The following is a 24,514-nucleotide window of genomic DNA, read 5'->3' as shown; positions in this document are numbered from 1 at the left end:
GTGGAGATGAGGGTTTAGTTTAGTATTGTAAATTTGATAAAAATTTCTCGAGATTGAGAACTTCTATGTCTGCAGCTTGAAAGTCGGTTCTGAGTGATCTAACTAGCTGAATTGCTTTAGGACCATAGCGTTTGTGGAAATTGATTAGAGATTTATCGACTTGTGTTTGGGAACTTTTGACTTCGATTATGGATTGAATTTCAGTATTGTTGGCTAGAGCAAAGTCCACTTCCTGTCCGTCTTTGGTCCTCAGATAATGTAGCTTGTATTCTTGGGCTTCGTAATCCTCCATTGCATAACAGTACTTAAGAAGACTAATGGCAACTAAGTTCTCGAGCTTTGCTCCTTCATTATTTTCTATCATTGCACTATCAAAAAAATAAATCTTTGGTTCTTTCAGAATGCTTCTTGCAATATTGTTTGAGAAAGGTGTGACTCTGAAAATTATAAATAAGGCTTCAAGGATTTCAATATATTTTTTTACAGTAGTTGGAGCGATACTGAGATCTTCAGAGAGAGATTGGTAAGAGACAGGCGAACCAACTCTATCTTTGAGAAGGTGAAAGAGCAATTGCAGTGATTTAATATTCTGGATTTGATCAAATTCAAACACATCAGTGCTAAGTAAGCTATTAGTATATTGCAGACGCCATCTTGCAGCTTCCTTGAGATCCCCTGACAGATAGGGTTCTGGGAAGCCACCAAATTGTAATAATTTATTGAGATTAGTTTCTTGCTTAGTTTGTTTCAGTTCAGAGAGGCTCAGTGGCAATAAGCGATGTCTAAAATATCTTCCAGCTAAAGAATCACCCATGTGGTCATAGCTATCAAGTCTTGCACTACCCGTGACTAGGATTTTAAGATTGGCTGTTTTGGTATCGTATACACCCTTGAGATAGTTTTTCCAGTCAGGCATTTTATGCAGTTCATCAAAGATCAACAAATCGACATCATTCAGCCACGATTCATCTTGAATAATTTTGCGATCAGCTTGTGAATCATAATTTAAATAAACTGAATTGTTAAACTGCTTGGCTAGTTCTTTGGCAAGCCAAGTTTTGCCTGATTGTCTTGGGCCTACAAGCAGTACCAGCTTTTGCTTAAGATCTTTAAGTATCAGTTTCTCTTGATATCGTTTCACCTTACGACTATTATACCCTGGAATGGAGAATAGTCGTGACTATTATTGTTTTGGTGCTGGAATAGTCGAGATATTGGTTTCTGTCAATACTTAGTATAATGAGAGCCAATGTCTCAGCCCCACTACTACAGCCTCAAAGACTATCTCAAACAGCGCTTTGGCGGACGGGTTCAGCGGGTCACGCTTGAGGGTGGCTTTACTTGTCCCAATATTGACGGTACAAAGTCAGCGGGCGGTTGCACTTTTTGTACTGATGATGGCTCTAGTTCTGGTGCGCAAAATGCAGGGCTGACAATTAAGCAGCAGCTTGAAGAGGGTATTAGAAAACAAAGTCAACGTTTTAACTGTGAGCAGTTTATAGCTTACTTTCAGTCTTTTACTAATACTTACGCTGATGTAGATTATTTGCGCGGGCTTTATGATCAAGCGATTGATCACCCGCAAGTCAAGGTGCTTGCAATTGGTACTCGTCCTGATTGTGTGCCAGAAGAAGTGATTGATTTGTTGGAGGAGTATACGGCTAAGGGACTTGAGGTCTGGGTTGACATTGGTGTGCAAACTAGTCACAACATCACACTTGAGAAAGTAAACCGAGCTCACACTTGGGAGGACTTTGTAGATGCAGCAGATAGACTTGCTCGCCGCAAGAACCCACTCTTGAGGATTTGTACTCATGTGATTATTGGTTTACCTGGTGAAACTACTGAGATGGTTTACCAGACTGCTGACAAGTTAGCTCAGTGCCCCATTGATGATATTAAAATTCATCAGCTTTGTGTGTTTAAGGGCACAGCGATGGAGATTGATTATTTAAATGGCGAGCTTGAGCTTTATGAAAGTGAGGATGATTATATTCCTATCGTTTCAGAATTTATTCGTAGAATACCAGCTGGGATTGCCATACAAAGGGTTATGGGCGAAGGCAAAATTGGTGAGCTTGTGGCTCCAGCTTGGGCTGATCATGGCATGAAGAATTTATTCTTGAATAAGTTTTATAAGTACTTAGAAGATAATCAGGTTTATCAAGGGGCGAAAGTTGCCATTAGACCGTAATTTGCGGTCCAGCCCAAACTACCTTCTTATTGCTAATCTCTATCATCTTGTCGATAGTTGATTTAGCTGGGGCTAAAATATGTTCAGGGATAATAATCTCGGTAAACTCTTGATCCAATGCGTTGTAGAGATTTTCAAGTGAATGATATTTCATGTTGGGACAAAGTGGTAATGGAAACACAGTTGAGATATCTTTTTCACGGAAGTCAGCTTGCATTCTTGCAACTAGACCTTGCTCAGAAAGAATAATGAATTTGCGACCAGCGGACTGCTCGACGAATTTGTAGATTTCTGAAGTGCTGCCAACGAAATCCGCTCTGCGCCATACTTCTGGATCGCACTCTGGGTGAGCGATTATGATTGCTTCAGGATTGATGATTCTTTGTTTGTCTACTTCAGTAGATGTGATTTGCCAATGAGTTGGACAAAAACCATCATAGATATGAATTTTTTTCTCTGGTACTTTGTATTGAACCCAGGCACCAAGTCCTTTGTCTGGTACAAAAATGACTTCTTGACTATCAAGTGATTTGACAATATCAACAGCATTGGTTGAGGTGCAACAAATATCAGACTCTGCTTTTACTGCTGCTGAACTGTTTACGTAGCAAACGACAGGTGCGCCTGGATGTTCTGCTTTGAAAGCACGCAGGTCATCAACATTGATCATGTCTGCCATTGGGCAACCTGATTGTATATCAGGAAGTAGAACTTTTTTATTAGGGCTAAGTAGCTTGGCTGTTTCGGCCATAAAATGAACACCACAAAAAACAATGATATCTGCGTCAGTCTCTTGGGCCTGCTTTGAGAGCATTAGGGAGTCACCAACATAATCAGCAACTCGCTGGACTTCAAGCCTTTGGTAAATATGTGTTAGGATAACTGCGTTTTTGGTTTTTGCTAAATCCTTGATTTTTGCAAATAACTCTAGTTTTTCTGCGGTTCTATCGATTACCGATTGCGCCATTAGTGTTGACATAATGGATAAGTATAGCAGGGAGCGAGTGTCAAGGGGGCTAGCTTCCCGATTATTAAGTAAATATATAAGCGAGGCCTTGAGATAAGCGATTTGCTAGAATCATATCCCATAAGAGATCCAAATCATGGCAGTACCAAAGAAAAATCATTCAAACCAGAGAACAAACCAGCGCAGAGCGAACTGGAAAGGCAAATTAGTAGAAGTATCTAATTGCAACAACTGTGGTGCAGTCAAAAGACCTCATCACGTATGTGGCGAATGTGGTTTTTACAACGGCCGCAAATTTAAAGACACTGACTCTGAATAGCGCTAGGCTATGGCTAGGTCTTGTCAATGATCAGTTACTTATCTAAAAAAATAATCTCAATTCTACTCACCTTTTTTTTATTGGTGAGTGCGAGTTTTTTTATGCTGCACAGTTTGCCAGGTAATCCTTTTGAAGAAGGTAAGCGGCTTTCTCCAGCAATCATCCTCAAACTTGAAAAAAAATATGGTTTAGACAAACCATTGTTTCAGCAATATTGCTCTTATATTACAAACTTGTTGCTCAAGGCTGATCTAGGACCGAGTCTTAAGTATCCTGACCGTGATGTAGGAGATATTTTAGCTGATGCGCTGCCGGTATCTTTACTGCTGGGTTTTTTCGCTTTTATTATTGCCGTCATTTTTGGATTGTCCTTAGGTACAGTCGCAGCACTTGCCCCAAATAGTTGGTCGGGGAGATTAGCTTCTGCTTTTTCTAGCTTGGGAATGTCGATGCCGAGTTTTGTTTTTGCAGGGATATTGATTTATATTTTTGCGCTTAGTTTGGGCTGGTTGCCTGTTGCTTTGCTTGAAGGTCCCGAGTATTTTATATTGCCGGCTTTTACTTTAGCTGTTGCACCGAGCGCTTATATCGCTCGAATCACTCGTTCTTCTATGATTGAGACTCTTGCAAAACAGCATATCAAGACGGCTCTAGCCAAGGGCTTAAGTTATTGGAATGTAGTGATTAAGCACGGACTGCGCAATTCTTTGGTGCCGATTGTTACTGTGCTCGGTCCGATTGCTGCAATTTTGATTACTGGTTCTTTTGTAGTGGAGTATATTTTTGCTTTGCCTGGAATGGGCAAGTATTTTGTGACAGCGTTTACTAATAGGGATTATTTTTTGGTCTCTGGAGTGATAGTTGTTTTTTCAATAGTGCTACTTGTTATTAACACAATTGTTGATTTGTTAATTCGTTACTTAAATCCCAAAGCAGTTTAACGGCGACGTATTATTGAGGACACGCTGAAAACGAAGTTTTCTAGTCGGGTCCATGATAAAAGGTTCTGATAGATTACCAAGAGCACGGCCCAGATAAGGGTTAGGACTTTGCAGTTTAACGGCGACGTATTGTAGAACTTGAGCCAAAGTCTCCGCCTCTTCTATTGCCAGTGGCGCTTGATGAACCTAGTCCACCAACTCTTCTACCAGATGCTCCGCCGCCTAATTGATTACGTGAATCGTTTGAGCGACCTGTTGATGAGAGGCTATTGCGTGTATCGTTGCGGTGAGTAAGATTGGTAAGGCTATTGCGTGTATCATTACGGTGAGTAAGATTGGTAAGACTATTGCGTGTATCATTACGGTGAGTAAGATTGGTAAGGCTATTCCTTGTGTCATGTCTAAAATTGGTTGATGAAAGAGAGTTTCTTCCTGAAGATCTTGAAGCTCCAATATTAGATCTTAACGATCTTGCACGATCTTGCACGATCTGCTAAACCGCTGACTCTAGAGCCTGATGCAAATGTGTTTCTCTGGGTATTGCCTGATTGGCCAAAATCTGATCCGCCACTTCCGCTAACTCTTGATGTTGCCATGAATTTCTCCTCTAGTAGACTTGCTGGGAAAGCCCTCTTTATCTTCACTAACTATAGAGAATCAGTTTTAGGTTAAGCCTGGGTTAAAAATAGCAAAATCTGTAATATAATGGGGGCATGAATGGCAAATTAGCACCACAAGCCCAAGCATATATTCTGATATTGCGTTGGACTTTGTCTTTGATATTTTTTGTCATGGCAGCGCCAAAATTATTTGATCCAAGTTTTGGGGCTCATGCTGATGTATATTTTGCTGCTTTGCGTGACGATATCATCATTTCTCCTTACACAACTTTCTTTAATAAGATAGTTATGCCAAATGTTTATATCGTTGCTAGTTTTGTAAAATATGCTGAGCTGGCAATTGCTGGAGCTTTCTTTATTGCTTTCCCGATGCGCCTCGCTGTTTTGCTTGCGACATTGTTGCATTTGAATTATATTTGCATCGCTAGTTTCCCTAGTTTACTTTACCTCAATATATTGATGATAGTTTGTGAATGGGTTTGCCTTGCAGTGGTTGAGTCTAGCGGCAGTCCAGCAGCAAAATGATACGAGTCCTTATTTTAAGTGTTTTCTTTATTTGTTCTTGTAGCTCTACGACACAGCTTGTTGAAAACAAACATGGTGGCGTTTTACGTCTCACGCACTTGGGTTCTGATCCCAAGACTTTTAACCCTTGGATAGCTGATGATGCTGCTAGTAGTAATTTCGCTTCTAAATTATTTATTGGTTTGATTGATACAGATCCTGACACTGATGAGGTTGTGCCATTTATGGCTGAGAGCTTTAAGATCAGTAATGGCGGTAAGCAGATCTTTGTTAAATTGCGTGATGATTTAATTTGGACAGATGGAGAGAAACTTGATGCTGAAGATGTTGAGTACACCTGGAACACGTTGATTCGTGATGAGGTTGCGCAGGGTTCGACCAAGGATGTTCTTACTGTTGATGGTGAGTTTCCTAAAGTTACAATGATTGACAGCTTGAATTTGGTTTTTGAGACCAAAGAAGTCTTCGCTCCATTCCTCAAAAGTCTCGGAACTGCAATTGCTCCAAAGCATGATGTTGAGAGGTTTCTATTAGAGCATCAAGCTGTTAGCTTGGAGCAAAAACAAAAAGCATTTAATCAATATTTGAGTATCCAAACTGCCCCTGATGCTATCGTTAGTTCTGGTCCTTTTCGTTTAGGCAAGGTGACTAGAGGTGAGCGAGTTGAGTTTGTCGCCAATCATAATTTCTTTTTACGTGATGAACATGGCGCCCAATTGCCATACTTAGACAAGATAGTTTACTCGTATGTGCGTGATAGCACTGCTGATACTTTTAAGTTCTTAGCTGATGAATCCTACATCCTGAACGTTACTGCTCAAAACAGTGCTTTGGTTAAAAGTCTAGAAAAACAATATGATTTTTCGCTCTATGATACTGGTCCAAGTTCAGGTACTAATTTCTTGTGGTTTAATCTAAGTAAAAATATTCCTGAGCCTATGTATTCTTGGTTCAATAACGAGAACTTTAGACAGGCGATTTCTTATGCTATTGATAGAGAGAATATAATCAACAATGTTTTTCAGGGTCTAGGCGCGCCTTTGTTTACAGCTGAATCTCTCAAATCACCTTTTTTAAATGAGGATTTGATGCATGGCTATCCTCGGGATCTCGCTAAATCAAGGGCTTTGCTTGAAGAAGCTGGTTTTACTTTCGTGACTAATCCTGATAGTAATGAGCTTGAGCTACATGATCAAGCTGGCAATAGAGTTGAATTTGATTTGTTTACTAATGCAGGAAATCAAGAACGAGAATTTATTTCTGTGATTACTGTTAGTAATCTCAAAGAGCTCGGTATCAAGGTGAATTTCAAGCTGTTAGAGTTTAACAATTTTGTTTCTCGTTTAATGCAAGGACAGGATTATGAAGCAGGTATCATCGGATTAACGGGTGGCAATGAACCTAATGGAGGTGCGAATGTTTGGCGTAGTGATGGTCGTTTGCATATGTTTGATGTGAAGTCAGGTCAAGAAGATGCAATTACTCGTCCTTGGGAAAAAGAGATTGATCAATTATTTTCTAAGGCAGTAAAAGTAATGGAACACGATAAACGTAAGGTATTTTATGATCGTTTTCAGGAGATAGTTTATGAGCACAACCCAATGATTTATGTCGCTTCACCAAAACAACTGACTGCAATTAAGAACAAGATTGGTGGTATTCGCAGAACTAAATATGCTGGTATGATGCCGTATCTTTATCGGGTTTATATAAGGTAGCAACCGCAACGAATGTTGCGTTTGCTTTAAGGATAATTCCGACTTTTGCAGTAAGTCTATTAAGAGCAGTTTGCAATGAGGACTAAAGTTTCGTTACGGTGTTAATCACGAAACGTTTAGTTAAGGCGTTGCAACAGATCTAAATATACCCCGCCGGGGTATATTTATCAGCGAATGCGCACAGTGTGCTAAAATGTCAATACGTCATTCTGGATTAGAGAATGTTGATAATACATGCTTATTGGTCTAAGAAGTCTTGGGCCCCAAGCTGTATTTAAAGGTCAGATATGCCATTTGGAGTTAAACCTGGTGAAGCAGTTAGAGGTGCATGGGATGCAGTTCGAAATGAGGCGCTTGCCAAGATTCCAGGTTATAGTTCAGGGGCTTCTATCTACAGAACAGTGCAAGCTAGGAAGGCGAAACAGCAAACTAAAACAGCTGCAAATACAGTAGACGAGCATGAGTTTTACAGTGCAAAAAATAAAATCGAAGCCGAGATTGGTGGAAGTTTAAATCCGTTTAAATGGCTATGGAGTATTTTACAGACCTTGATTGGTAATAGCCGGAATGAACGTATTGTTGCGGTGATTCGAGATTTTGAAAATTATGGACATCAACATGATGCTTACCAATTTCAACATCGCGCTCAAGAGTTTTTATTGACTGAGCTTGAACGCAGAATAGCTAAGATCGAAAGTATGGGTTCTAAGTATCTTGGTACCCATAACAACAAAGTTAATGAAGATACGGTACTTGCTGCATTAAAGTCAGCGATTAAGACTTGGCTTGAACCATTTAATCGAATTTCACATGGTGAGGTCCAGGAGATTGCAAGGCTGACAGAAAGCGATATTAAATTCTTGATGAATATACGTGATCGTATTCGTTATAGCTCTAAATCAAGGTATCTTGAGGATATACTGCCTGATTATGAACAGGCGATTCAAGCTGCGCAACAGTCTCAACAAAGTACTCGAGCTGCCACGAATCCTGCTGGTGGACAACGAAGGGTTGGGGAGCAGCTCGCTAAGCATCAGGCTGCTTAGCTCTAGTTTGAAAAATTTCGTTTTTAGCGTGTTCACTAAGCAATGATTCTAATTCTTTTTTGAGCTCTTGATAGTTGAATTTGATTGCTTCGGTAGTTGATTTTTTGAGACTGAAGACCAAGAGTCCTATCTCTTGGAGTTTGCTTACATGAGTTTCATCTTGCCTATAAAGTCTATAGATTTCGCATAGTTGTCGTTTGAGGCGATTGCGTTTAACGGCGCTTTTGGAATAATTCTTACTAATAGTAAAACCAACAAATGGCAATTTGCCTTTATGACTATCTCGAGTTTTGGTAAAAGTCAGTCTGAAGTGTTTAGAATAAAGTGACTTACCCTTATCAAAGGCCTGCTGAAAAAGACCTGAGTACTTTAGTCTTTCTTCTTTAGTTAACATAACTATATAGCTTAAGCGTTAAGCGCTTATTTTCTTACGGCCCCTCGCTCTTCTACGAGCAAGTACTTTACGGCCTCCTGGGCTGGCCATTCTTGTGCGAAAACCGCTGGTTCTCTTGCGTTTTCTTTGTGATCCACGTAAAGTCATTTTCATAACATCGAGAATTGTAACATATAGGACACAACAGTATATTAATAGCTACACAGGTATTAATTATTGGTCTTATCTTGCCTAGGTAACTATTTTCAGCTGGGGATATAATAGATCCAGTGCTACTAGAAGAAAAGCAATTCAGTCTAAACCCAGCCCAGGCAACAATGCTGAGTTTTACTGCTCTGTGTATAGTAGGTTGCTTTTTTCTAATGTTGCCAATAGCCAATAGCAGTGGTGAATGGCGTGATTGGGTTTCAGCTTTATTTATGTCGGTTAGTTCAGTCTGCGTAACCGGTTTGTCTGTGGTGCAACTAGGAACTGATTTTACTATTTGGGGACAATTGATCGTACTGATCTTAATTCAAATAGGTGGTTTAAGCTACATGACCTTAACAACAGTTTTGGTTTACATGACTGGTAAGCGGCTTTCTTATAGTGACTCCAAAGTTTTTGACATGTCCAACAACAGTGAATCCAAAATCAATTTTGCTGATTTTGTAATCAAAATTGGACTGCTTACTTTTACTATTGAGCTACTTGGAGTGCTGGCGCTGTTACCAAACTCACTAGAAGTAACAGGGTTTGATTCTCGTAATATTAATGACTTACCAGGACTTTTTGCTGGAATTTTTGATGCGGTGTTTCATTCGGTGTCTGCTTTTTGTAATGCTGGGCTGAGCCTATACGCCAATAGCCTTGAGGGTTTCCGCGACAATCCTTGGATCCTATTTGTTTTTTCTTTCTTGCCGATACTTGGTGGTTTGGGTTACACCGTACTCAACGAGCTTTATAATTGGTACCAAGAATATGCTAAAGACAAAAGCACTAGTTTTAGACCGAGCTTGCACACGCGCGTTTGTTTGTGGATGACAGGGATATTACTGGTGCTTGGAGTTTTGATTCAACTTTACTTAGTCTTTGCACAAAACCCTGATCACATTATAATTATCAACAACGGAGAATCAATTATCAGTCAGTACCAAGCCCAAAGTGGCGGGGATGCTTTTTGGGTATCATTCTTTCAATCTTGTGCAGCAAGATCTTCTGGCTTTAATTCAATTCCTCTTAGAGAACTTGGTGATCCTTCACTACTCTTCCTTATCATTTGGATGTTTATTGGAGCATGTCCAGGTGGAACAGCTGGTGGTATCAAAGTCACTACTCTTGCTTTGGTTGGGGCTATCATGTGGTCTGGGCTTAAAGGTGGCGAGACTAAAATCTTTAATAGATCAATTAATCAGATTTACCAAAAACGTGCATTGATAGTTTTTATTTCAACAGTGGTGATGATTTTATTTTTCAGTTGGTTGATTAATATTTTTGAAAGTGGCGGTACTATGCGCTTTATAGACCAATTATTTGAGGTGGTTTCTGGATTTACTACAGTTGGACTATCAACTGGAATCACGACAGAGTTAAGTTCGCCTTCATTGTTGGTACTATGTTTGTGTATGCTAATTGGTAGACCTGGTCCATTGCTCTTTTTGATGGCAATGATCACCGAGGATATTTACACCAAACCTAAATACCCTGAGGAGGGTATACTTATTGGATAATCGATGAAAAAAGACGATAAATTAACAGAAATAATGTTTAAGTCTCTGAGCAAGGATCCGAGTCTTGCTAATTTTGATGAGTGGGAGAAAGCTGGAGACTGGGCAATTGAGATACGCTTTTTCCCACATGCTTTGAGCTGTTACCAAATGGCTGCTGAATTGCATAAGAATGAAGCGATACTTACCAAGATTAATGACATCGTTGACAAGATTACTAATGTACTCGAGTTTGTACCTGATCTATTAAAAGCTCCACTTGAAGAAATTAGATTAAGTAATCCATTGGATCCTTCTAAGTGGCTGGCTATTTCTAATTCTTTATTAACTCAGGCTACCAAGTCTATGACTGCTGGTAAAGAACCTAGTGCTGATTTGATTAACGCTGCAAGGTTTGCTCTTGGTTTTGGCGCTTATTGTGCGTCTCGTTCTGGTAACGAGATAGAGCCAATTAATGGTTTACTCAAAGACTTGATTGATCCAGTGGATATGCGCAATTGGCAAAGTCCAAAGCTCAATATTGCACAGCTTGCCAAGGACAAAGAACAAATTAAAATCGTGGCATTGGGTGATAGTGTGACACTTGGTCTCAATAGCAATTGGGGTATTAATTTTCAAGAAACCTATCACTATCTTTGGTCTCAGGCATTAGGTCACAAGATTTCGCTTGCCAATAATGCCATCTCTGGTGCTGGAGTTTTAGATCTTGTTTTATATCTGGGACGTGATGCAATTTATTTCAAACCAGATATTGCGATTCTCAATTTTGGAATTAATGATGCTTGGTTGGGTTCCTCTATATTACCGGCTTACGAAGCATTGCTTGAATCAAGTACCAAAACTTTACAAGCACATTCAGTCACGGTTATCATTATTACTCCTCTCCCTCATATTGTTTCTGCTTGTCCTCTAGACCAAAGACCAAACGATCTTGCCGATGCTGAAATGAGTACAGAAGCTTTTGCTCAGGCTTGTAAGAGAGTAGCGGCGCGTACTGGTGCTGTTTTGGCTGATGCTTATTCTAAGTTCCCAGTTAATGAAACTGAACGTAAGAAATATTTGGAAAATGGTTTTAATCAACCTAATTTAGCAGGACAAAAATTAATTCAAACTGCTTTGGCTGAGGTTTGCGTTTAATTGAAATCAAAATATACAGTCATAGCAATGGCTAATGGAGCCCATGGGATAGCAAAGGATTCTGAGCAAGGTACTATCTTTATTGAAAATGCTTGTCCTGGTGATGAGCTTGAAGCTGAGATTTATGATCAACGTAAGGGTTTTGCTTTTGCTGAAATTACTGATTTAACTCACGCTAGTGATTTGAGAGAAACAGATGCTCCTTGCAAAATCCACAAGATTTGTGGCTCTTGTCAGTGGCAGCATATCAAGTATGATGAGCAGCTCAAGTTTAAGAAACAGAATTTATTGGATTTGATTCAGCAAAACAAGATTGAAACCAACTTTGCTAGTGATGTCGACACAAAAAAGGTCGGAACGGTGCAAAGCACTAGTTCCGCTAGTGAAGATAAAGGGGACTTTATTAACATTCCTGACTTGATTGGCATGTCTAAGCCCTGGAATTACCGTAACAAGGTGATTTACCCTGTTGAAATTGTTCCAGAAACAGGTAGAGTCAAAGCGGGGTATTTTAGACGCAATAGTAATGAATTGATCAATATCAAATATTGTCCAATACAATACACGCTCTTTGATGAAGTGATGGTGGAGCTTAAAGAGCTGATGGATACTCGCGGCTATCCAAATAAATTGATTCGCCATATTATGCTTCGCTCCAATTCTGATAACACAGAACTGTTGATTAGTATGATCGTACGCAAAGAAAAACTCAACAAGGAATTCAAAAATAAAATCAAGTCTGATTTGCGTAAGATCCAAGAAAAATATAAACAAATCAAAACAACTTCTATTAACTACAACGATCTTTCTACTAATGTGATTTTGGGTGATGAGACTGAGATCATTAGTGGCGAAGGTTTTATTACTGAGAGCTTTGGTGATATCAAACTAGAACTTTCAAGCACCAGTTTCTTTCAAGTGAACACAGAGCAGTTTTTGAAGGTTATTGAATTGATCAAAAAACATATCAAGCCCGCTGATCGTATTTTGGATCTTTATTGTGGCATTGGTACAATTGCCTTGAGTCTTGCAAAGTCAATCCCTGACTTGAAATTGCATGGAGTTGAAGTGGTTGCTTCTGCGATCGCTAATGCCAAGAGAAATGCGGAGTTGAATGGAATTGCCAATGCTGAATTTATAGAAGCAAGGGTAGAAGATTGGGATGAGATACCTGAACACGATGTGGTAATCGTGAACCCGCCGCGCAAGGGCTGTACCAACAAAGTCCTAGACAAGCTCGCAGAATCCAAGAAGATTATTTATGTGAGTTGTAACCCAGCGACATTAACTAGAGACATCAAATACTTAGAACAGTTTGGTTTCAAGCTAAGCTATTTGCAACCAGTTGATATGTTTCCGCATAGCTTCCACTTTGAAAACTTAGCCGTGCTGGATCGTTGATTCAGTGTCAGGGATTTCGTTTGCTGTTTTACTGTAATCCAAGAAAGCTCAACGAAACAATTTGACAAAAAATATTTGGAGCAAAACACGTACTAGTAGACTCGCAGAGGCTACCCGTTTTGCGGAGACCGTTTTTTGGAGAATTCGTTTCGTTGAAGATTTCTGGCAATAGACCTTCTTGAAGCCGAAGGTTTCATGTAATGAGGTTATGAGCTTGTCATCTAGCCCAACTTAAATGAGTTCCTAATATTTTGGAGTAAATCTAGCTAAAAAGTTGGGCTGGATGACAAGCTCCTAGAATAAACCTCAAAACTATAATCCGTCGTTATAGTTGTTTGTTCTTGTGCAAGATAGAAACCAGCTGAAGCAATCATCGCCGCATTATCAGTGCAATAGGCTAAGCCAGGGATAACTAACTCATATGGTTCTTGCGAGAACTTTTCTTTGAACAGTCTGCGCACAGCGGTATTGGCTGAGACGCCGCCTGCAAGAACTATTTTGCTAATGCCAGCCAGCTCACTGACGGCAAGAGTTTTTTGGTAAAAGGTTTTGGCGACAGTTTCTTGGAATCCATGTGCAATAGCAGCTTTGTCTTGCTCCCAAGTCTCGTCGCCTATTTTTTCTTTGAGTCTTAGCACCGCTGTTTTGAGACCAGAAAAACTAAAATCTAGTGACTTGGGCATTGCCACTGGGAATTGATATTGATTCAATTCTGGATTGACGTTTCTTGCAAGCTCACAATGACCTTGTGCAAGCTTGTCAATCTCTGGTCCGCCAGGATAAGGCAAACCCATTAAGCGAGCAACTTTGTCAAAAGCCTCTCCTGCAGCATCATCTACTGTTTCAGCAAGAATTTTCATTTGAGTATAGGATTGCATTTCAATAATTTGAGTGTGCCCGCCACTAGCGAGCATGCACAGAAACGGCGGCTCTAACTCAGAATCTAAGAAGTTGGCACAAACATGCCCATGCAGATGATTGACCTCAACCAAAGGTTTGTTATAAAGCCAAGCTAAGACTTTGGCAAGATTGGCACCCACCATTAGTGAACCAACGAGACCAGGTCCAGAACTGACAGCGATAGTATCAATATCTTCCATCGATAAATTACAATCTTGAAATAGTTCAGCAAGTAAATCATTTATGACATCAAGGTGCAAACGTGAAGCGAGTTCAGGTATTACCCCACCCCAGTTACGGTGTTTGGCAATTTGGCTATAGACTTTGTTTGCAATGACTTTACGGCCATTTTCTACAATGGCTAATGCCGTTTCGTCACAGCTGGTTTCAATTCCAAGAACAATCATTGAGCTATTATAATAGCTCAATGATTAGACCTGTACTTCGAAACGAAGTTTCGAAGTACAGGTCGCCTGAAAAAGGTAGCAATCGCAAGGAATCTTGCGTGTTGCTTTTAGGATAATATTGACTTTCGAAACAAGTCTATTGTTTGCGTGATATATTAAATAATATGAGCGAAGATTTTAGTAATATCGAAGCAGTAATACTAGACAAGGACGGGGTTTTTAATGACTTCCATAAAGTTTGGTTGAGGATTATTGCTTACCGTGCACAATTAATTGCTGAACTGAGTGCAGAAACTTCAGAGAGCTTAGTTGCGATTCGTACAGCTTGCATTAGAGCAATGGGAGTTGATGAAGAAGATGAAACAATTGATCCTTATGGACCTTGTTCTTTGCCTTTAGTCAATGTGCGTTTAGTTTTAGCAACAGCACTTTATATAACGATGATAGAACCTGAGCCAACTTATCAGTGGTCAACAGCGTTTGAGATGATTGATAGAGCAATTGAGATTACTAATGAAGAGCTGAGTGTTGCAGAACTTGCTGAGACTTTTCCAGGTGCACTTGAGAAAATCAAAGACTTGTCTAAGTCTGGGCTCAAGCTTGCGGTCTTTACTTCTGATAGTGATGAGAATACTAAGATATGTTTAGAGAAATTCAAGATTGCTGATTTGTTTAAAGCAAGCCAAGCAGCTGAAATTAAGACCGCTAGATTATATAAAGAGCTTTGCAATCAGCTTGGTGTTAAGCCTGAGAACACGCTGATGGTGACAGATTCACCTCATGATTTAAGAATTGCCAAGGAAGCTGGCGCCATGACAGCTCTTGTTTTGACGGGCATAGTTAGACCAGCACAAAACATTAGTCACATGGAAGATTTGTTTGATGTAGTTTATGATTCATTAGCAGATTTGGATTTGGGCGTAACCATTAACGCATGAGCATAGCTGTAATTTATACTGATGGCGCTTCTAAGGGTAATCCAGGAGAGTCTTCTATCGGGGTTTCGATTCTTGAAGGACATCAAGAAGTTGCAACTATTTCTAAGGCAATTGGAGTTGCAACTAATAATGTCGCTGAGTACACAGCGCTACTTGAAGGACTCAAAAAAGTCAAAGAACTTGGTTATCGCAAAGTTGCTGTTAACGCTGATAGTGAACTAATGATCAAGCAACTTAAAAGAGAGTATAAAGTCAAAAATCCTGATCTTAAAGTGATCTTTTTGAAGCTACAGGACTTAATCAAAGACTTTGATTCAGTGAGTTTTACTCATGTAAGAAGAGAGTTTAATACTAGAGCTGATGAGCTGGCGAATTTAGCGCTTTAATACTGCTGCACTGGTTTACCATAGCCAGGAAAATCTCTAACAAAGGCTTGTGGCATTTGTTGGTAACGAATAAAGTTGGGATCGTCAGTGACGGGATTGCCTGGATCAGTGGAGTTGTACCTATTGTAAACAACCGGTAACTCACTATTGCCAGAAGGCATTTGTTGTTGATAGTAATCAAAGTTGGCTTTTTCTGATTTTGCTCTGCGCATTTGTGCGATTGTGCCACCGATATGCGGGAGAGCACCGATAGTATAAACAGCACCAAGACCATGCTGATCAAAAGTACCTGGATAATTAAAGGGCGTGACCGTGTCGATAGGTACGAAATTGAGTAAATCTATAAAAGTATTTTTTTTGAATATCTTAGGTTGGTCAATATGTGTGTTGTAACCATAACCTGCAGCAAGTCTGGATCCATCCTGGGGATCTATTAGTGAAGTAATTGGTTTATATGGATCTGCGCGTCCACCGGTAGCATAGCCAACTTGGTTCCATTCCATATGATGACCAACAGAGGTATTTATTGGCGGAACAGGATTATTCTCTAAATAAGGATTGCCGCCTGCAATATCGATTGGTCTAACGAGGCTACCGCCTGGTGTATAGAGACCAACAAAACCTGAGTTTTGTTTGAGGACAATTTCGTCTGCATGATTGTTTTCAAGACTGTTGTGCCAGTTAAGAGAGTAAGGTATTTCAATAATACGTTTGTCCTGAAGGATTTTGTGTTCATAATCAGCAAGCTCATCAGCGTTGAGTCCAACTAACAAGATGGTATTTTGTCTACTCTCTGTAATATAGGCAGCTTTGACTTCGGCAAAATTGAGCAAAGTCATTAATAAAATTGAGCAAAGAATTAGTCCCTTCCTGAGCATAGCTTTATTGTATAGAGTATTGTTTATGGATGGGTTAAGGACTAATATAACCTTGAATGATTACCTAGGAAATTGGCTACAGCACTGAAGAATAGCGGTAAAATAATCAAAAGAATTGAGATACCAACCATTGGTTTAACGGTGAAACTGATCTGGAAAGCATTGATTTGCGGAGATGCTCTTGATAGTAACCCAAGCACCAGGTCATTTACTAAGATGGTCAAAACTACGGGACTCACTAAAATAAAGCCCATATGAATAATGTCACCGACAAGATGAATGATCTTTGGCATATTAATATCCATACTGGGATCAAACAAAGAAAACAGTTCAAAACTATTATAAAGACCTTGAATCAGGGTCTGTGGCCCATCGATATAAAAGAAAACTACAATCGCCAAGGAGCCCATGAATTTACCAAGTATTGTTGTCTGACTTCCAAGACTAGGATCAAACATCTGACCAGAAGAGAAACCCATCGAAGCGTCCATCATCTCACCGCCAGCAGTGATTGTCACAAACAATATATTAGTTGTAAAACCAATAATGAAACCCAAAGCAAAGTTGGCAAAGAGTACATAAAGTATTGAGTAACCCTCTGCAGGTACCACCGCATTAAAAGCTTGAGGCGCTAGCATGCTAGTTAAAAAAACAGTGAAAGCAATTCTCACATGAGAAGGTACGCTTTTGTGAGAGAAGATTGGCGCAAAGTGCATGAAGGCTAATATTCTCACCATAACAAAACTCAGTGCAATTACGGTATTGCCTATTTGAGCAAAGAGGTTTTGCCTGAATAAATCTGCAAATAAATCCATCTATTGGCCAGCTCCTTGTAGCTTGTTAAGTCTGCCACTAACGGAACTACGTGTGAGACGTTTTGGCTCTTGCTTTTCTACTGGTGTGCTCACGACAGGTTGTGGCTGTGGTTTGTATACTTGTGTTTGTGGTTTTTGAACTACTGGCTTGGCAGTTACTGGAGAAGGAGTTGCAATAGTAGGTTTGATGTTGCTTGCTTCTTTTTTGGTTTGGGCTAGTTCCTGTACCAAGGTTAGTTTTTGTTTTTTGATAGCTTCAATATCAGGGTTTGGTCTTGATTGAGAAGCTGCTTGTCCAATAGTATCCTGCTTTACTCCCGAGTTGATATCCTCGATATCTGGATCATGTCCTATGTCAGCATGCCCAGAGCCTTTTTTATCATGAGATTGAATCTCGGGTAAACTAGCTGTCATTTGAGTAGGTGAGTCTTCATCTCTTGGGATTTCAAGGAAGTTGCGGCGGGGCAAGACTTTGACACCAAGGGTTGGTACTAATTTAAAAGCTCGTTCAAGATTTTGCGCGGCATATTTACTCATGTATTGGAACATGTAGAAACCAAAAATAATCAAAGCCATAAATAGTCCGATGATTTTGACGGCTGAACCAAGGGTTTGTTCTTGTACCTGAGTTGCAGCTTGAATAATACCAATAGTAAGACCTAGTCCAGCAGCTAAAACAACAAGAGGTCCCGATATGAACAATATCGTAAAAATCCCTTCTCTTATAGCTTGTGGCATCCAGTCCATAGTTCTTTTGTGGGTCCTTAATTGAAACTCTGTACTAATCCTTTGACAATTAAATCCCAACCATCAATAGCAACGAAAATCATGATCTTAAACGGCAAGGATACGATAGTAGGTGAAAGCATAATCATCCCTAATGCTAGTAGAATATTGGCAACAATCAAATCGATTACCAAGAACGGTATAAATACTAGAAAACCAATTTGAAAGGCTCTGCGCAATTCACCAAGTAGATATGCGGTACCAAGTTCGCGTACTTCGATCTTGTCAACACTTGTAGGGAACGGCTCTCTGCTTAGTGTATAAAAGAACTTGAGATCTTTGACGTCAACATTGCGCAGCATGTGACCCGATAATTCTTTATAAGTAATATCAAGAGCTTTGGGTAATTTAATTTCATTATTTGCAAGTGGTACAAGTGCTCTTGTGTTTATTTGAGTAATTTCTGGTCCAAGTACGTAACCAGTAAGAATCAAACTTAGTGCAACTAATACTAAAGTCGGTGGTGCATTTTGTGTACCAAGTGCTTGGCGTAATAAAGAAAGTACCAAGACTATACGTAAAAACGGTGTCATGGTTACAACCATCACTGGTAAAAAACTTAGTAAAAACAACAAGCCTACAATTTGTAGACTAGGCTCTAAGTCAGGTAATAAATTTGTGAGTGATTCCATTTGCCTTCTATCGCTATTATTCCCTTATGGACACGCTGAAAAACGATTTCTCTAGTAGGGTCGTGACAAGTCTATTAGACCTGTAGATCAAAACAAGTCTAATGATAGAGTTGCTTGTAGACCCAGTAATTATTTAGAACGTGCTTAACATAAGTCTTGGTCTCGTCATATGGAATATTTTCGATAAACTCGTCAGGATCAAGTTTATCGAAACGCTTCTTCCAACCTTTGATTGCAACTGGTCCAGCATTATAAGATGCGATAGCGTGAATCATATTATTATCAAAAGTCTGAAATACATCTTCCATGTAGCGAACCCCAAGTTTGATATTAATCTCTGGTTGCATCAAGTCACTAACTTGTGGTGCTTGCATCCCCATATCGCGAGCTAGTGCTCGCGCTGTATATGGCATCAATTGCATCAAACCAATTGCACCAACCTTGCTTACTATATCTTTTTGGTAGCGAGATTCTTGTTTAATTAAAGAATGAGCTAGCATCGGATCGATTTTGCGGTTTTTGCTTATTTCATCAGTAATGATATCTGAGTATGGCATTGGGAATGCATAAATGAATTTGATCTCGTTGTAATTTACGGGAGCACTTTTATCAAGTGAAAAATATGCTGTGCTAATTGCTTTAAGGTAATCATCAGCTTGAGCATAAAGCCACATCTTAAAATTTTTGTCGAAGTTTAGAGCTTCTTGGTTTTCATTTTCTAATAAGAAACTATATTCACCAATTTTGCTTAGTTCTAGTACATCAGCTCCATAGAGTTCTGCAACCTTGGCATCTTTATAAACCTCCGGCCAGTCCCAGTCAGGCAGACTGTTAAAGTGATTTGAGCTTGGTAACTTGAACCAATCCTTGTCGCCGTTGATGATTTGTTCTGCTCTATAGCCGTAATAGTCACGTGGATGCTCGATGATTAGATTGTGCAATGCAGTTACGGCATCATCATGTTGATTAAGTTTGTCGTAAGCTTTGGCTGCCCAGAAAGCAACAAAGGGATGAGAATTAGTACTTGGGTAAGTCTTCCAATGCACTTTGAAAATTTCAATTGCACCATGATAATTCTTTCTTTCATATTCTTTCCAAAATACTTGTGACATACTTTCAGCTGCGTAGAAACTCTTGGGATAGTTTTTGTAAACCAGTTGATATGATTCTTTGGTCTTAGTACGCTTGGCTAATTCCCAGAGTATTTTGTCTTTAATCTTTGCTAGTTTATTCTCTAATGCTTGGAGATTGGCTATTGCTTGAGATTTATCTGACAAATCACAAATTAATTCAACTAAACGGGAAGCCTTGTCTAAATCTTTGATTTCAGGGAGTTTTTCAAGTAAAAGAGCTCTTGCTTCTTGTTTGCGATGAAGTTTGGCAAGAGTGTTTGCGTAAGCTTCTAGGTAAAGATCTGGATTATCTAATTCCTTATTAAAAAGTTTAATTGCTTTGTCATAGTCTTCTCTGTTGTAATAACTCAATGCCATGTAATTACTCAGATCATCAAATTCTTTACGTTCCATGGGCTCTAGACTTTGAATTTGATCAGAAATTAAGTAAGCTAAGTTGCCATTCGGGCTTTTAGTTAGGTAGGTTCTAAGACGTGGAAATTTCTTTTCATTTTCTTTTGATAAATTAGCAAGATAGTATTCAGAGCCCAGAGAATAATCAGAATCAGGAAATAAAGTTTGTATCTTTTTAAAGCTCTTACGCGCTTCTACTACTCTATTTTGTCGTGAATATGACTTTGATAATTCATAGAGAAAGCGCGGGTCTTGCGGGAATTTCTTGGCAAGGAAACCTAAATCCTTAACCACAATTCCTTCTAGTCCAATTTGTTCAGCTATCTTGGAACGCATTGATAGACTGAATTTGGTCAAATAATCTTGTTCGATATCGTAGGCGTGCAAAAATGCTAGAACAGGTTCATTAATTATTTGATAAAGCTTGGCAAGTATATAGTTCCTGCGATTTTCTAATAATTTAGGAAGCGTTGGAAGATTTTCTAAGATTGTTATAGCTTCAGTGGTGTCTTGCTTAGAAGTTTGGATGGCATGCCTGATAGCTTCATCATATTCTTGATACTGTGCTTGACTAACTTGTGGGTATTTGAAAATCCCTTGAGTTTCTATATAATAAAGTGCAGCAGAACCAAGAATAATAAAAGCTGCAAGTATGTAACTAAAATACTTGAATTCTTTTTTTTTGAACAACACTTGTATTGAGTGTGAGAATTGCTTTAATCCCTTTTTTTTAGGAGTTTTTTGCTGCGACATGATTAGTATTATCTCATCAATTGCTGTGGGGTCAATGACTGACTTTTAACTTACTGAATTTGCTAGCTGGCCGCACGCCGCATTAATATCATGACCTCTTTCTTTACGTACAGTAACAGTCTTGCCTTTGCAATATTGTCTGAGTACATGAGTAAAATCTGAAATATTTTTAGAGCTAGAACGAGAGAAAGGATCGTTTGTGTTTGTTTGGTTATAAGGAATAAGATTGATATTACAATGAAGGTCTTTAATCAAGTTACCTAGGATCTTAGCTTTTTCAATAGAGTCGTTAACGCCATCAAGTAAGACATACTCAATAGTTACCCGTCTATTAGTTTTGTCGACATAGTCTTTGAGTGCATCAATCACTTCAAAGACTGGCCATTTGCGATTAATAGGCACAAGGAAGTCTCTACCTTCATTGGTTGGATCGTGAAGAGACAAGGCTAAAGTAATTTGCAAGTCTTCTTTGGCTAGTGCGTTGATTTTTGGAATGACACCACTTGTTGAGACAGTGATGCGTCTTGCACCAATCCCAATATCTGCTTGGGTTTTTCTGATGGATTCGAGCACTGCGTCATAGTTATTGAAAGGCTCTCCCTGACCCATGTAGACAATATTGCTAATGCGTTGACTGCTGAGGTTTTGCATAAACAAAATCTGTTCAATGATTTCACTAGAGTTGAGATTCTTTTTGAGACCAAGAGTGCCAGTAGCACAAAAGGGACAAGCAACTGCGCAGCCAACTTGGGAGCTGATACAAGCGCTATAGCGACCAGCCGGAGTATCATAGAAATCATCATCTTCATCGTAATCATCGTTTTCAAAAAACATCAGTACAGATTCAAGCTTCTCACCGTCAGCAGTTTCAAACAAGAATTTCTCAGTGCCATCAGAACTGGTTTCTCTAGTTACCAGTTTGAGTGAACCTATATTGGCTTTAGCAGCAATCAGGTCACGGGCTTTTTGTGAGAGATTCGTCATCTCACTAAAATCACGAACTGATTTTTTATAAATCCATTCGTATATTTGTTTGGCACGAAATTTTTCAAGCCCTAGTTCCTTCATAAAGGATTCTAAGTCTGCTTGATTCATTCCTATTAGGCATTTTTTTGACACAGCTGTCACTTTAACACAAGAGAATGCGTAATGTCGCATTACAAGATAAGTTCAAAAAAACAAGTAGAAGATATCAAGACAGTATAGAATTGTTATTAGATCTGTTGTGAAATAAATTTTACAAGCTGTCGAGACTTTAGATTTTTAGGGAATCCTTCAACACATTATGGTTAAAGCAACTCAGCAATCACTAGTAATGACTAATCAGGCAAAATCTGGCCCATCTTTACAAGCCGTCAAGTCGAGTAATACAGTTAGGTTGAGTGATACAGATCAAGACCATATCAAACAAATTTCTAATCCGCCACAAAGTCAAACGACCAAAACTAATCAACCCAATATTTGTGCAAGATGTTGGCTTTGGATTAAGTCATGGTTTGGCTCATCCAAAACTAATTCTGCAAAGAAGGTTAATGAAGTTAACGAACAGAAAATTAAAGATGAAATGAAAGCAGTTGGAAAGCCATTTGAATCTGTAGTCATTCATGATGGTTTAGTTACTATCAATGATATGGAAGAATTGACCAAGAATTATATTGTAGTTCTCGGAGAAAATGCACAGAGAAAAGGCGGACTTTTTGGTCAAACCTCTGCTCTTCGCCCTTCCCTGAGAATGTTTCCTGAGTCAGTAGTTGGAATCCCTGTTTCAGAGAAACCTACAAAGAGTTATGAGCTTGATGAAGTCAAGGCAGGAGCATTTACTGAAAATAGTCCAGAAGAAATTGATAGAAATTTATTGATGATAGAGCAAGCCATGGATGATGCCATCCAAAGAGCCAAGAAACAAAATAAACAAGTCTTGTTACTTCGCGGAGGTTATGGCACTGGATTTTCGCGTATGCATATTTTCTCACCAGCGACGTTTAAGGGCATGATTGAATTATTCCAAAAGAAATTGGGCGTTACTTACCAATTGGATTCTACCAATGGAACTTATAGTCTTGAATACGCAGATAAAGCTGTCGAGGCTGGAGCAGATACAAAATCAAAATCAAACCTTTGGGCTAATCCTTGGGTAGTAATGAATCATGGCAGAGTTAAGGCGCAAGCAACTGTTGCTGCTTAAGCTCCGCGCAAAAATAATTCTTTGGCGATAATCAATCTTTGGATTTGTGAAGTACCTTCATAGATTTGGTAGATCTTAGCATCGCGCATTAGTTTTTCTACTGGATACTCGCGTGAGTAACCATAGCCACCATAAACCTGGACAGCATTAGTTGCTGATTCCATCGCAGCGTCAGCAGCAAAGGCTTTGGCAAAAGCAGCATACTTAGTATTGCGAGTACCACTATCAATCATTACAGCAGATCTCCAAGTGAGAAGACGAGCAGCTTCAAGTTTCATTGCCATTTCTGCAACCATAAAACTCACGGCTTGATGCATTGCAATCGGCATTCCAAAACTAGTTCTTTCCATTGAATATTGTTTTGCATATTCCATTGAAGCGCGAATGATTCCAACAGCGCCAGCTGCAACACCAGGACGAGTCTTGTCAAAAGCCTTCATTGAGATCTTGAAACCCTCTCCCTCAGCACCTAAGAGGTTGGCTGCTGGGATTTTAACTTCTTCAAAAGTGACAGCGTGAGTAGTGCTTGCGCGCTGACCCATCATGTCTTCTTTCTTTTGTACGGTAACTCCAGGAAGATCAGCAGGTACTACAAAGCAACTAAGTCCATTGTGTCCGGCACTTAGGTCAGTTGAAGCAAGTACATAAAACCACTTGGCATGAGCTGCTCCGGTGATCCATTGTTTGTTACCGGTGATAATATATTCATCGCCAACTTTTTTGGCAGTGGTCTTGGCGTTAGCAACGTCAGATCCGCAACCTGGCTCTGTGACACAGTAAGAAGCGAATTGAAGTTCTTCCATCATTGGAGCCAAAAACTTTTTGTTGATATCGTGATTATCGACAACGAGCAGAGGAGCGGCTGCAAGCATATTTGCATAAAGCGCAGTTGAGATTCCACTACAAGCTGTTGCAAGTTCTTCAGCCATAATTACTTCTTCAGTAATTCCAAGTCCCATGCCACCAACATACTCAGGAAAACCAGGATTCATTAAACCAAGGTCAAAAGCTTTCTTTGCAATCGCCATTGGAAATTTGGCCTCTCGATCGTGCTCTTCGGCCAGGGGCTTGATTTCCTTTTCGGCAAACTCACGAGCTAGTCTTTGCAGGTCTTTTTGAGTGTCGTCTAAGTCAAAACAGATAGTCATATATAGTCATTTACCCACTATTTATGGCTATAGGCAAGGCTAAAATATGCTATTTTTGATTAGCAAGATACATACATACATATTGTTTGCCAAAGTGATAGAGGGTTTGCTAAAATTGTATTAAGACAGCAATTCTTAATGAGAATATTCTCAACTAGCGGACTCTTACGGATGTAGGTCTGGCCAACTATG

Annotated in this window: 25 protein-coding genes; 12 read left to right on the top strand and 13 right to left on the bottom strand. The window is 39.5% G+C overall.

Features of this window, described 5'->3' with window-relative positions; genetic code table 11:
- Positions 1–19 precede the first annotated feature (19 nt).
- Positions 20–1,141, bottom strand: coding sequence for an ATP-binding protein (locus tag O3C63_04040; protein MDA0772096.1), 1,122 nt, complete (start codon positions 1,139–1,141; stop codon positions 20–22).
- Positions 1,142–1,249: 108 nt separating this feature from the next.
- Here O3C63_04040 and O3C63_04035 point away from each other — a divergent pair, with 108 nt between their 5' ends.
- Positions 1,250–2,194 carry a TIGR01212 family radical SAM protein gene (locus tag O3C63_04035; GenBank protein ID MDA0772095.1) on the top strand — a complete coding sequence of 315 codons (945 nt, stop codon included), beginning with the start codon at positions 1,250–1,252 and terminating at the stop codon, positions 2,192–2,194.
- Here O3C63_04035 and nadA read toward each other — a convergent pair.
- Positions 2,184–3,173, bottom strand: coding sequence for a quinolinate synthase NadA (gene nadA / locus O3C63_04030; protein MDA0772094.1), 990 nt, complete (start codon positions 3,171–3,173; stop codon positions 2,184–2,186). The genes O3C63_04035 and nadA overlap by 11 nt on opposite strands.
- A 124-nt stretch (positions 3,174–3,297) precedes the next feature.
- Here nadA and rpmF point away from each other — a divergent pair, with 124 nt between their 5' ends.
- A complete protein-coding gene (gene rpmF / locus O3C63_04025) occupies positions 3,298–3,480 on the top strand; it encodes a 50S ribosomal protein L32 (GenBank protein MDA0772093.1) in 183 nt (60 codons plus the stop codon).
- Positions 3,481–3,506: 26 nt separating this feature from the next.
- Positions 3,507–4,421: an ABC transporter permease gene (locus O3C63_04020; protein ID MDA0772092.1), complete on the top strand. Its 915-nt coding sequence runs from the start codon at positions 3,507–3,509 to the stop codon at positions 4,419–4,421.
- 115 nt (positions 4,422–4,536) lie between these two features.
- Here O3C63_04020 and O3C63_04015 read toward each other — a convergent pair whose 3' ends face one another.
- Positions 4,537–4,908, bottom strand: a complete 372-nt coding sequence (locus tag O3C63_04015) for a hypothetical protein (GenBank protein ID MDA0772091.1) — start codon at positions 4,906–4,908, stop codon at positions 4,537–4,539.
- 226 nt (positions 4,909–5,134) lie between these two features.
- Here O3C63_04015 and O3C63_04010 point away from each other — a divergent pair, with 226 nt between their 5' ends.
- The 3 genes from O3C63_04010 (at position 5,135) to O3C63_04000 (ending at position 8,330) form a co-directional block, all read left to right on the top strand.
- Positions 5,135–5,566 (top strand): hypothetical protein, encoded by a 432-nt coding sequence (locus tag O3C63_04010; protein ID MDA0772090.1) that lies wholly within the window; start codon positions 5,135–5,137, stop codon positions 5,564–5,566.
- Positions 5,563–7,284 (top strand): ABC transporter substrate-binding protein, encoded by a 1,722-nt coding sequence (locus O3C63_04005; GenBank protein ID MDA0772089.1) that lies wholly within the window; start codon positions 5,563–5,565, stop codon positions 7,282–7,284. Before O3C63_04010 ends, O3C63_04005 begins: the two co-directional genes overlap by 4 nt.
- Before the next feature lie 287 nt (positions 7,285–7,571).
- Complete coding sequence (locus tag O3C63_04000; protein ID MDA0772088.1) at positions 7,572–8,330, top strand: hypothetical protein; 759 nt, start codon at positions 7,572–7,574, stop codon at positions 8,328–8,330.
- On the opposite strand, the gene rnpA is transcribed toward O3C63_04000, so the two are convergent.
- Both rnpA and rpmH read right to left on the bottom strand, forming a co-directional pair.
- Positions 8,311–8,724: a ribonuclease P protein component gene (gene rnpA, locus O3C63_03995; protein ID MDA0772087.1), complete on the bottom strand. Its 414-nt coding sequence runs from the start codon at positions 8,722–8,724 to the stop codon at positions 8,311–8,313. The genes O3C63_04000 and rnpA overlap by 20 nt on opposite strands.
- An 18-nt stretch (positions 8,725–8,742) precedes the next feature.
- Entirely contained in the window at positions 8,743–8,877 is a 135-nt protein-coding gene (rpmH, locus tag O3C63_03990) for a 50S ribosomal protein L34 (protein MDA0772086.1), read from the bottom strand.
- Between the two features lie 116 nt (positions 8,878–8,993).
- Here rpmH and O3C63_03985 point away from each other — a divergent pair, with 116 nt between their 5' ends.
- The 3 genes from O3C63_03985 to rlmD are packed head-to-tail and all read left to right on the top strand — an operon-like array spanning position 8,994 to position 12,968.
- A complete protein-coding gene (locus tag O3C63_03985; protein MDA0772085.1) occupies positions 8,994–10,433 on the top strand; it encodes a hypothetical protein in 1,440 nt (479 codons plus the stop codon).
- 3 nt (positions 10,434–10,436) lie between these two features.
- Positions 10,437–11,567, top strand: a complete 1,131-nt coding sequence (locus tag O3C63_03980; protein MDA0772084.1) for an SGNH/GDSL hydrolase family protein — start codon at positions 10,437–10,439, stop codon at positions 11,565–11,567.
- A gap of 27 nt (positions 11,568–11,594) precedes the next feature.
- On the top strand, positions 11,595–12,968 hold the full coding sequence (rlmD, locus tag O3C63_03975; protein MDA0772083.1) for a 23S rRNA (uracil(1939)-C(5))-methyltransferase RlmD: 1,374 nt from the start codon (positions 11,595–11,597) through the stop codon (positions 12,966–12,968).
- Positions 12,969–13,234: 266 nt separating this feature from the next.
- Here the strand turns inward: rlmD and tsaD are convergent, their stop codons facing one another.
- The gene (tsaD, locus tag O3C63_03970) at positions 13,235–14,275 is read right to left on the bottom strand and encodes a tRNA (adenosine(37)-N6)-threonylcarbamoyltransferase complex transferase subunit TsaD (GenBank protein MDA0772082.1); all 1,041 of its coding nucleotides are present in this window, start codon (positions 14,273–14,275) and stop codon (positions 13,235–13,237) included.
- 164 nt (positions 14,276–14,439) lie between these two features.
- On the opposite strand from tsaD, the gene O3C63_03965 reads away from it, so the two are divergent.
- Positions 14,440–15,213 carry an HAD-IA family hydrolase gene (locus O3C63_03965; GenBank protein MDA0772081.1) on the top strand — a complete coding sequence of 258 codons (774 nt, stop codon included), beginning with the start codon at positions 14,440–14,442 and terminating at the stop codon, positions 15,211–15,213.
- Positions 15,210–15,599, top strand: a complete 390-nt coding sequence (locus O3C63_03960) for a ribonuclease HI family protein (GenBank protein MDA0772080.1) — start codon at positions 15,210–15,212, stop codon at positions 15,597–15,599. The genes O3C63_03965 and O3C63_03960 overlap by 4 nt, the downstream gene beginning before the upstream one ends.
- Here the strand turns inward: O3C63_03960 and O3C63_03955 are convergent.
- The 6 genes from O3C63_03955 to rlmN all read right to left on the bottom strand — a co-directional run bounded on the left by O3C63_03955 (position 15,596) and on the right by rlmN (position 22,108).
- Entirely contained in the window at positions 15,596–16,438 is an 843-nt protein-coding gene (locus tag O3C63_03955; protein ID MDA0772079.1) for a hypothetical protein, read from the bottom strand. The genes O3C63_03960 and O3C63_03955 overlap by 4 nt on opposite strands.
- 80 nt (positions 16,439–16,518) lie before the next feature.
- Positions 16,519–17,292, bottom strand: coding sequence for a flagellar biosynthetic protein FliR (locus tag O3C63_03950; GenBank protein ID MDA0772078.1), 774 nt, complete (start codon positions 17,290–17,292; stop codon positions 16,519–16,521).
- Complete coding sequence (locus O3C63_03945) at positions 17,293–18,030, bottom strand: flagellar biosynthetic protein FliQ (GenBank protein ID MDA0772077.1); 738 nt, start codon at positions 18,028–18,030, stop codon at positions 17,293–17,295.
- 26 nt (positions 18,031–18,056) lie between these two features.
- Positions 18,057–18,710, bottom strand: a complete 654-nt coding sequence (locus tag O3C63_03940; GenBank protein ID MDA0772076.1) for a flagellar type III secretion system pore protein FliP — start codon at positions 18,708–18,710, stop codon at positions 18,057–18,059.
- Between the two features lie 98 nt (positions 18,711–18,808).
- A complete protein-coding gene (locus O3C63_03935) occupies positions 18,809–20,929 on the bottom strand; it encodes a transglycosylase SLT domain-containing protein (GenBank protein ID MDA0772075.1) in 2,121 nt (706 codons plus the stop codon).
- A gap of 105 nt (positions 20,930–21,034) precedes the next feature.
- Positions 21,035–22,108, bottom strand: a complete 1,074-nt coding sequence (rlmN, locus tag O3C63_03930) for a 23S rRNA (adenine(2503)-C(2))-methyltransferase RlmN (GenBank protein ID MDA0772074.1) — start codon at positions 22,106–22,108, stop codon at positions 21,035–21,037.
- 166 nt (positions 22,109–22,274) lie between these two features.
- On the opposite strand from rlmN, the gene O3C63_03925 reads away from it, so the two are divergent.
- The gene (locus O3C63_03925) at positions 22,275–23,174 is read left to right on the top strand and encodes a hypothetical protein (protein ID MDA0772073.1); all 900 of its coding nucleotides are present in this window, start codon (positions 22,275–22,277) and stop codon (positions 23,172–23,174) included.
- Here the strand turns inward: O3C63_03925 and O3C63_03920 are convergent.
- Positions 23,171–24,322, bottom strand: a complete 1,152-nt coding sequence (locus tag O3C63_03920; protein MDA0772072.1) for an acyl-CoA dehydrogenase family protein — start codon at positions 24,320–24,322, stop codon at positions 23,171–23,173. The two genes, O3C63_03925 and O3C63_03920, sit on opposite strands and share 4 nt — an antisense overlap.
- Between the last annotated feature and the right edge of the window lie 192 nt (positions 24,323–24,514).

Source organism: Cyanobacteriota bacterium, assembly GCA_027618255.1.
In the GTDB taxonomy this organism is placed as follows: domain Bacteria; phylum Cyanobacteriota; class Vampirovibrionia; order LMEP-6097; family LMEP-6097; genus JABHOV01.
Note: the sequence above shows the minus strand (reverse complement) of the source record. Positions and strands in the feature narration are given on the sequence as shown.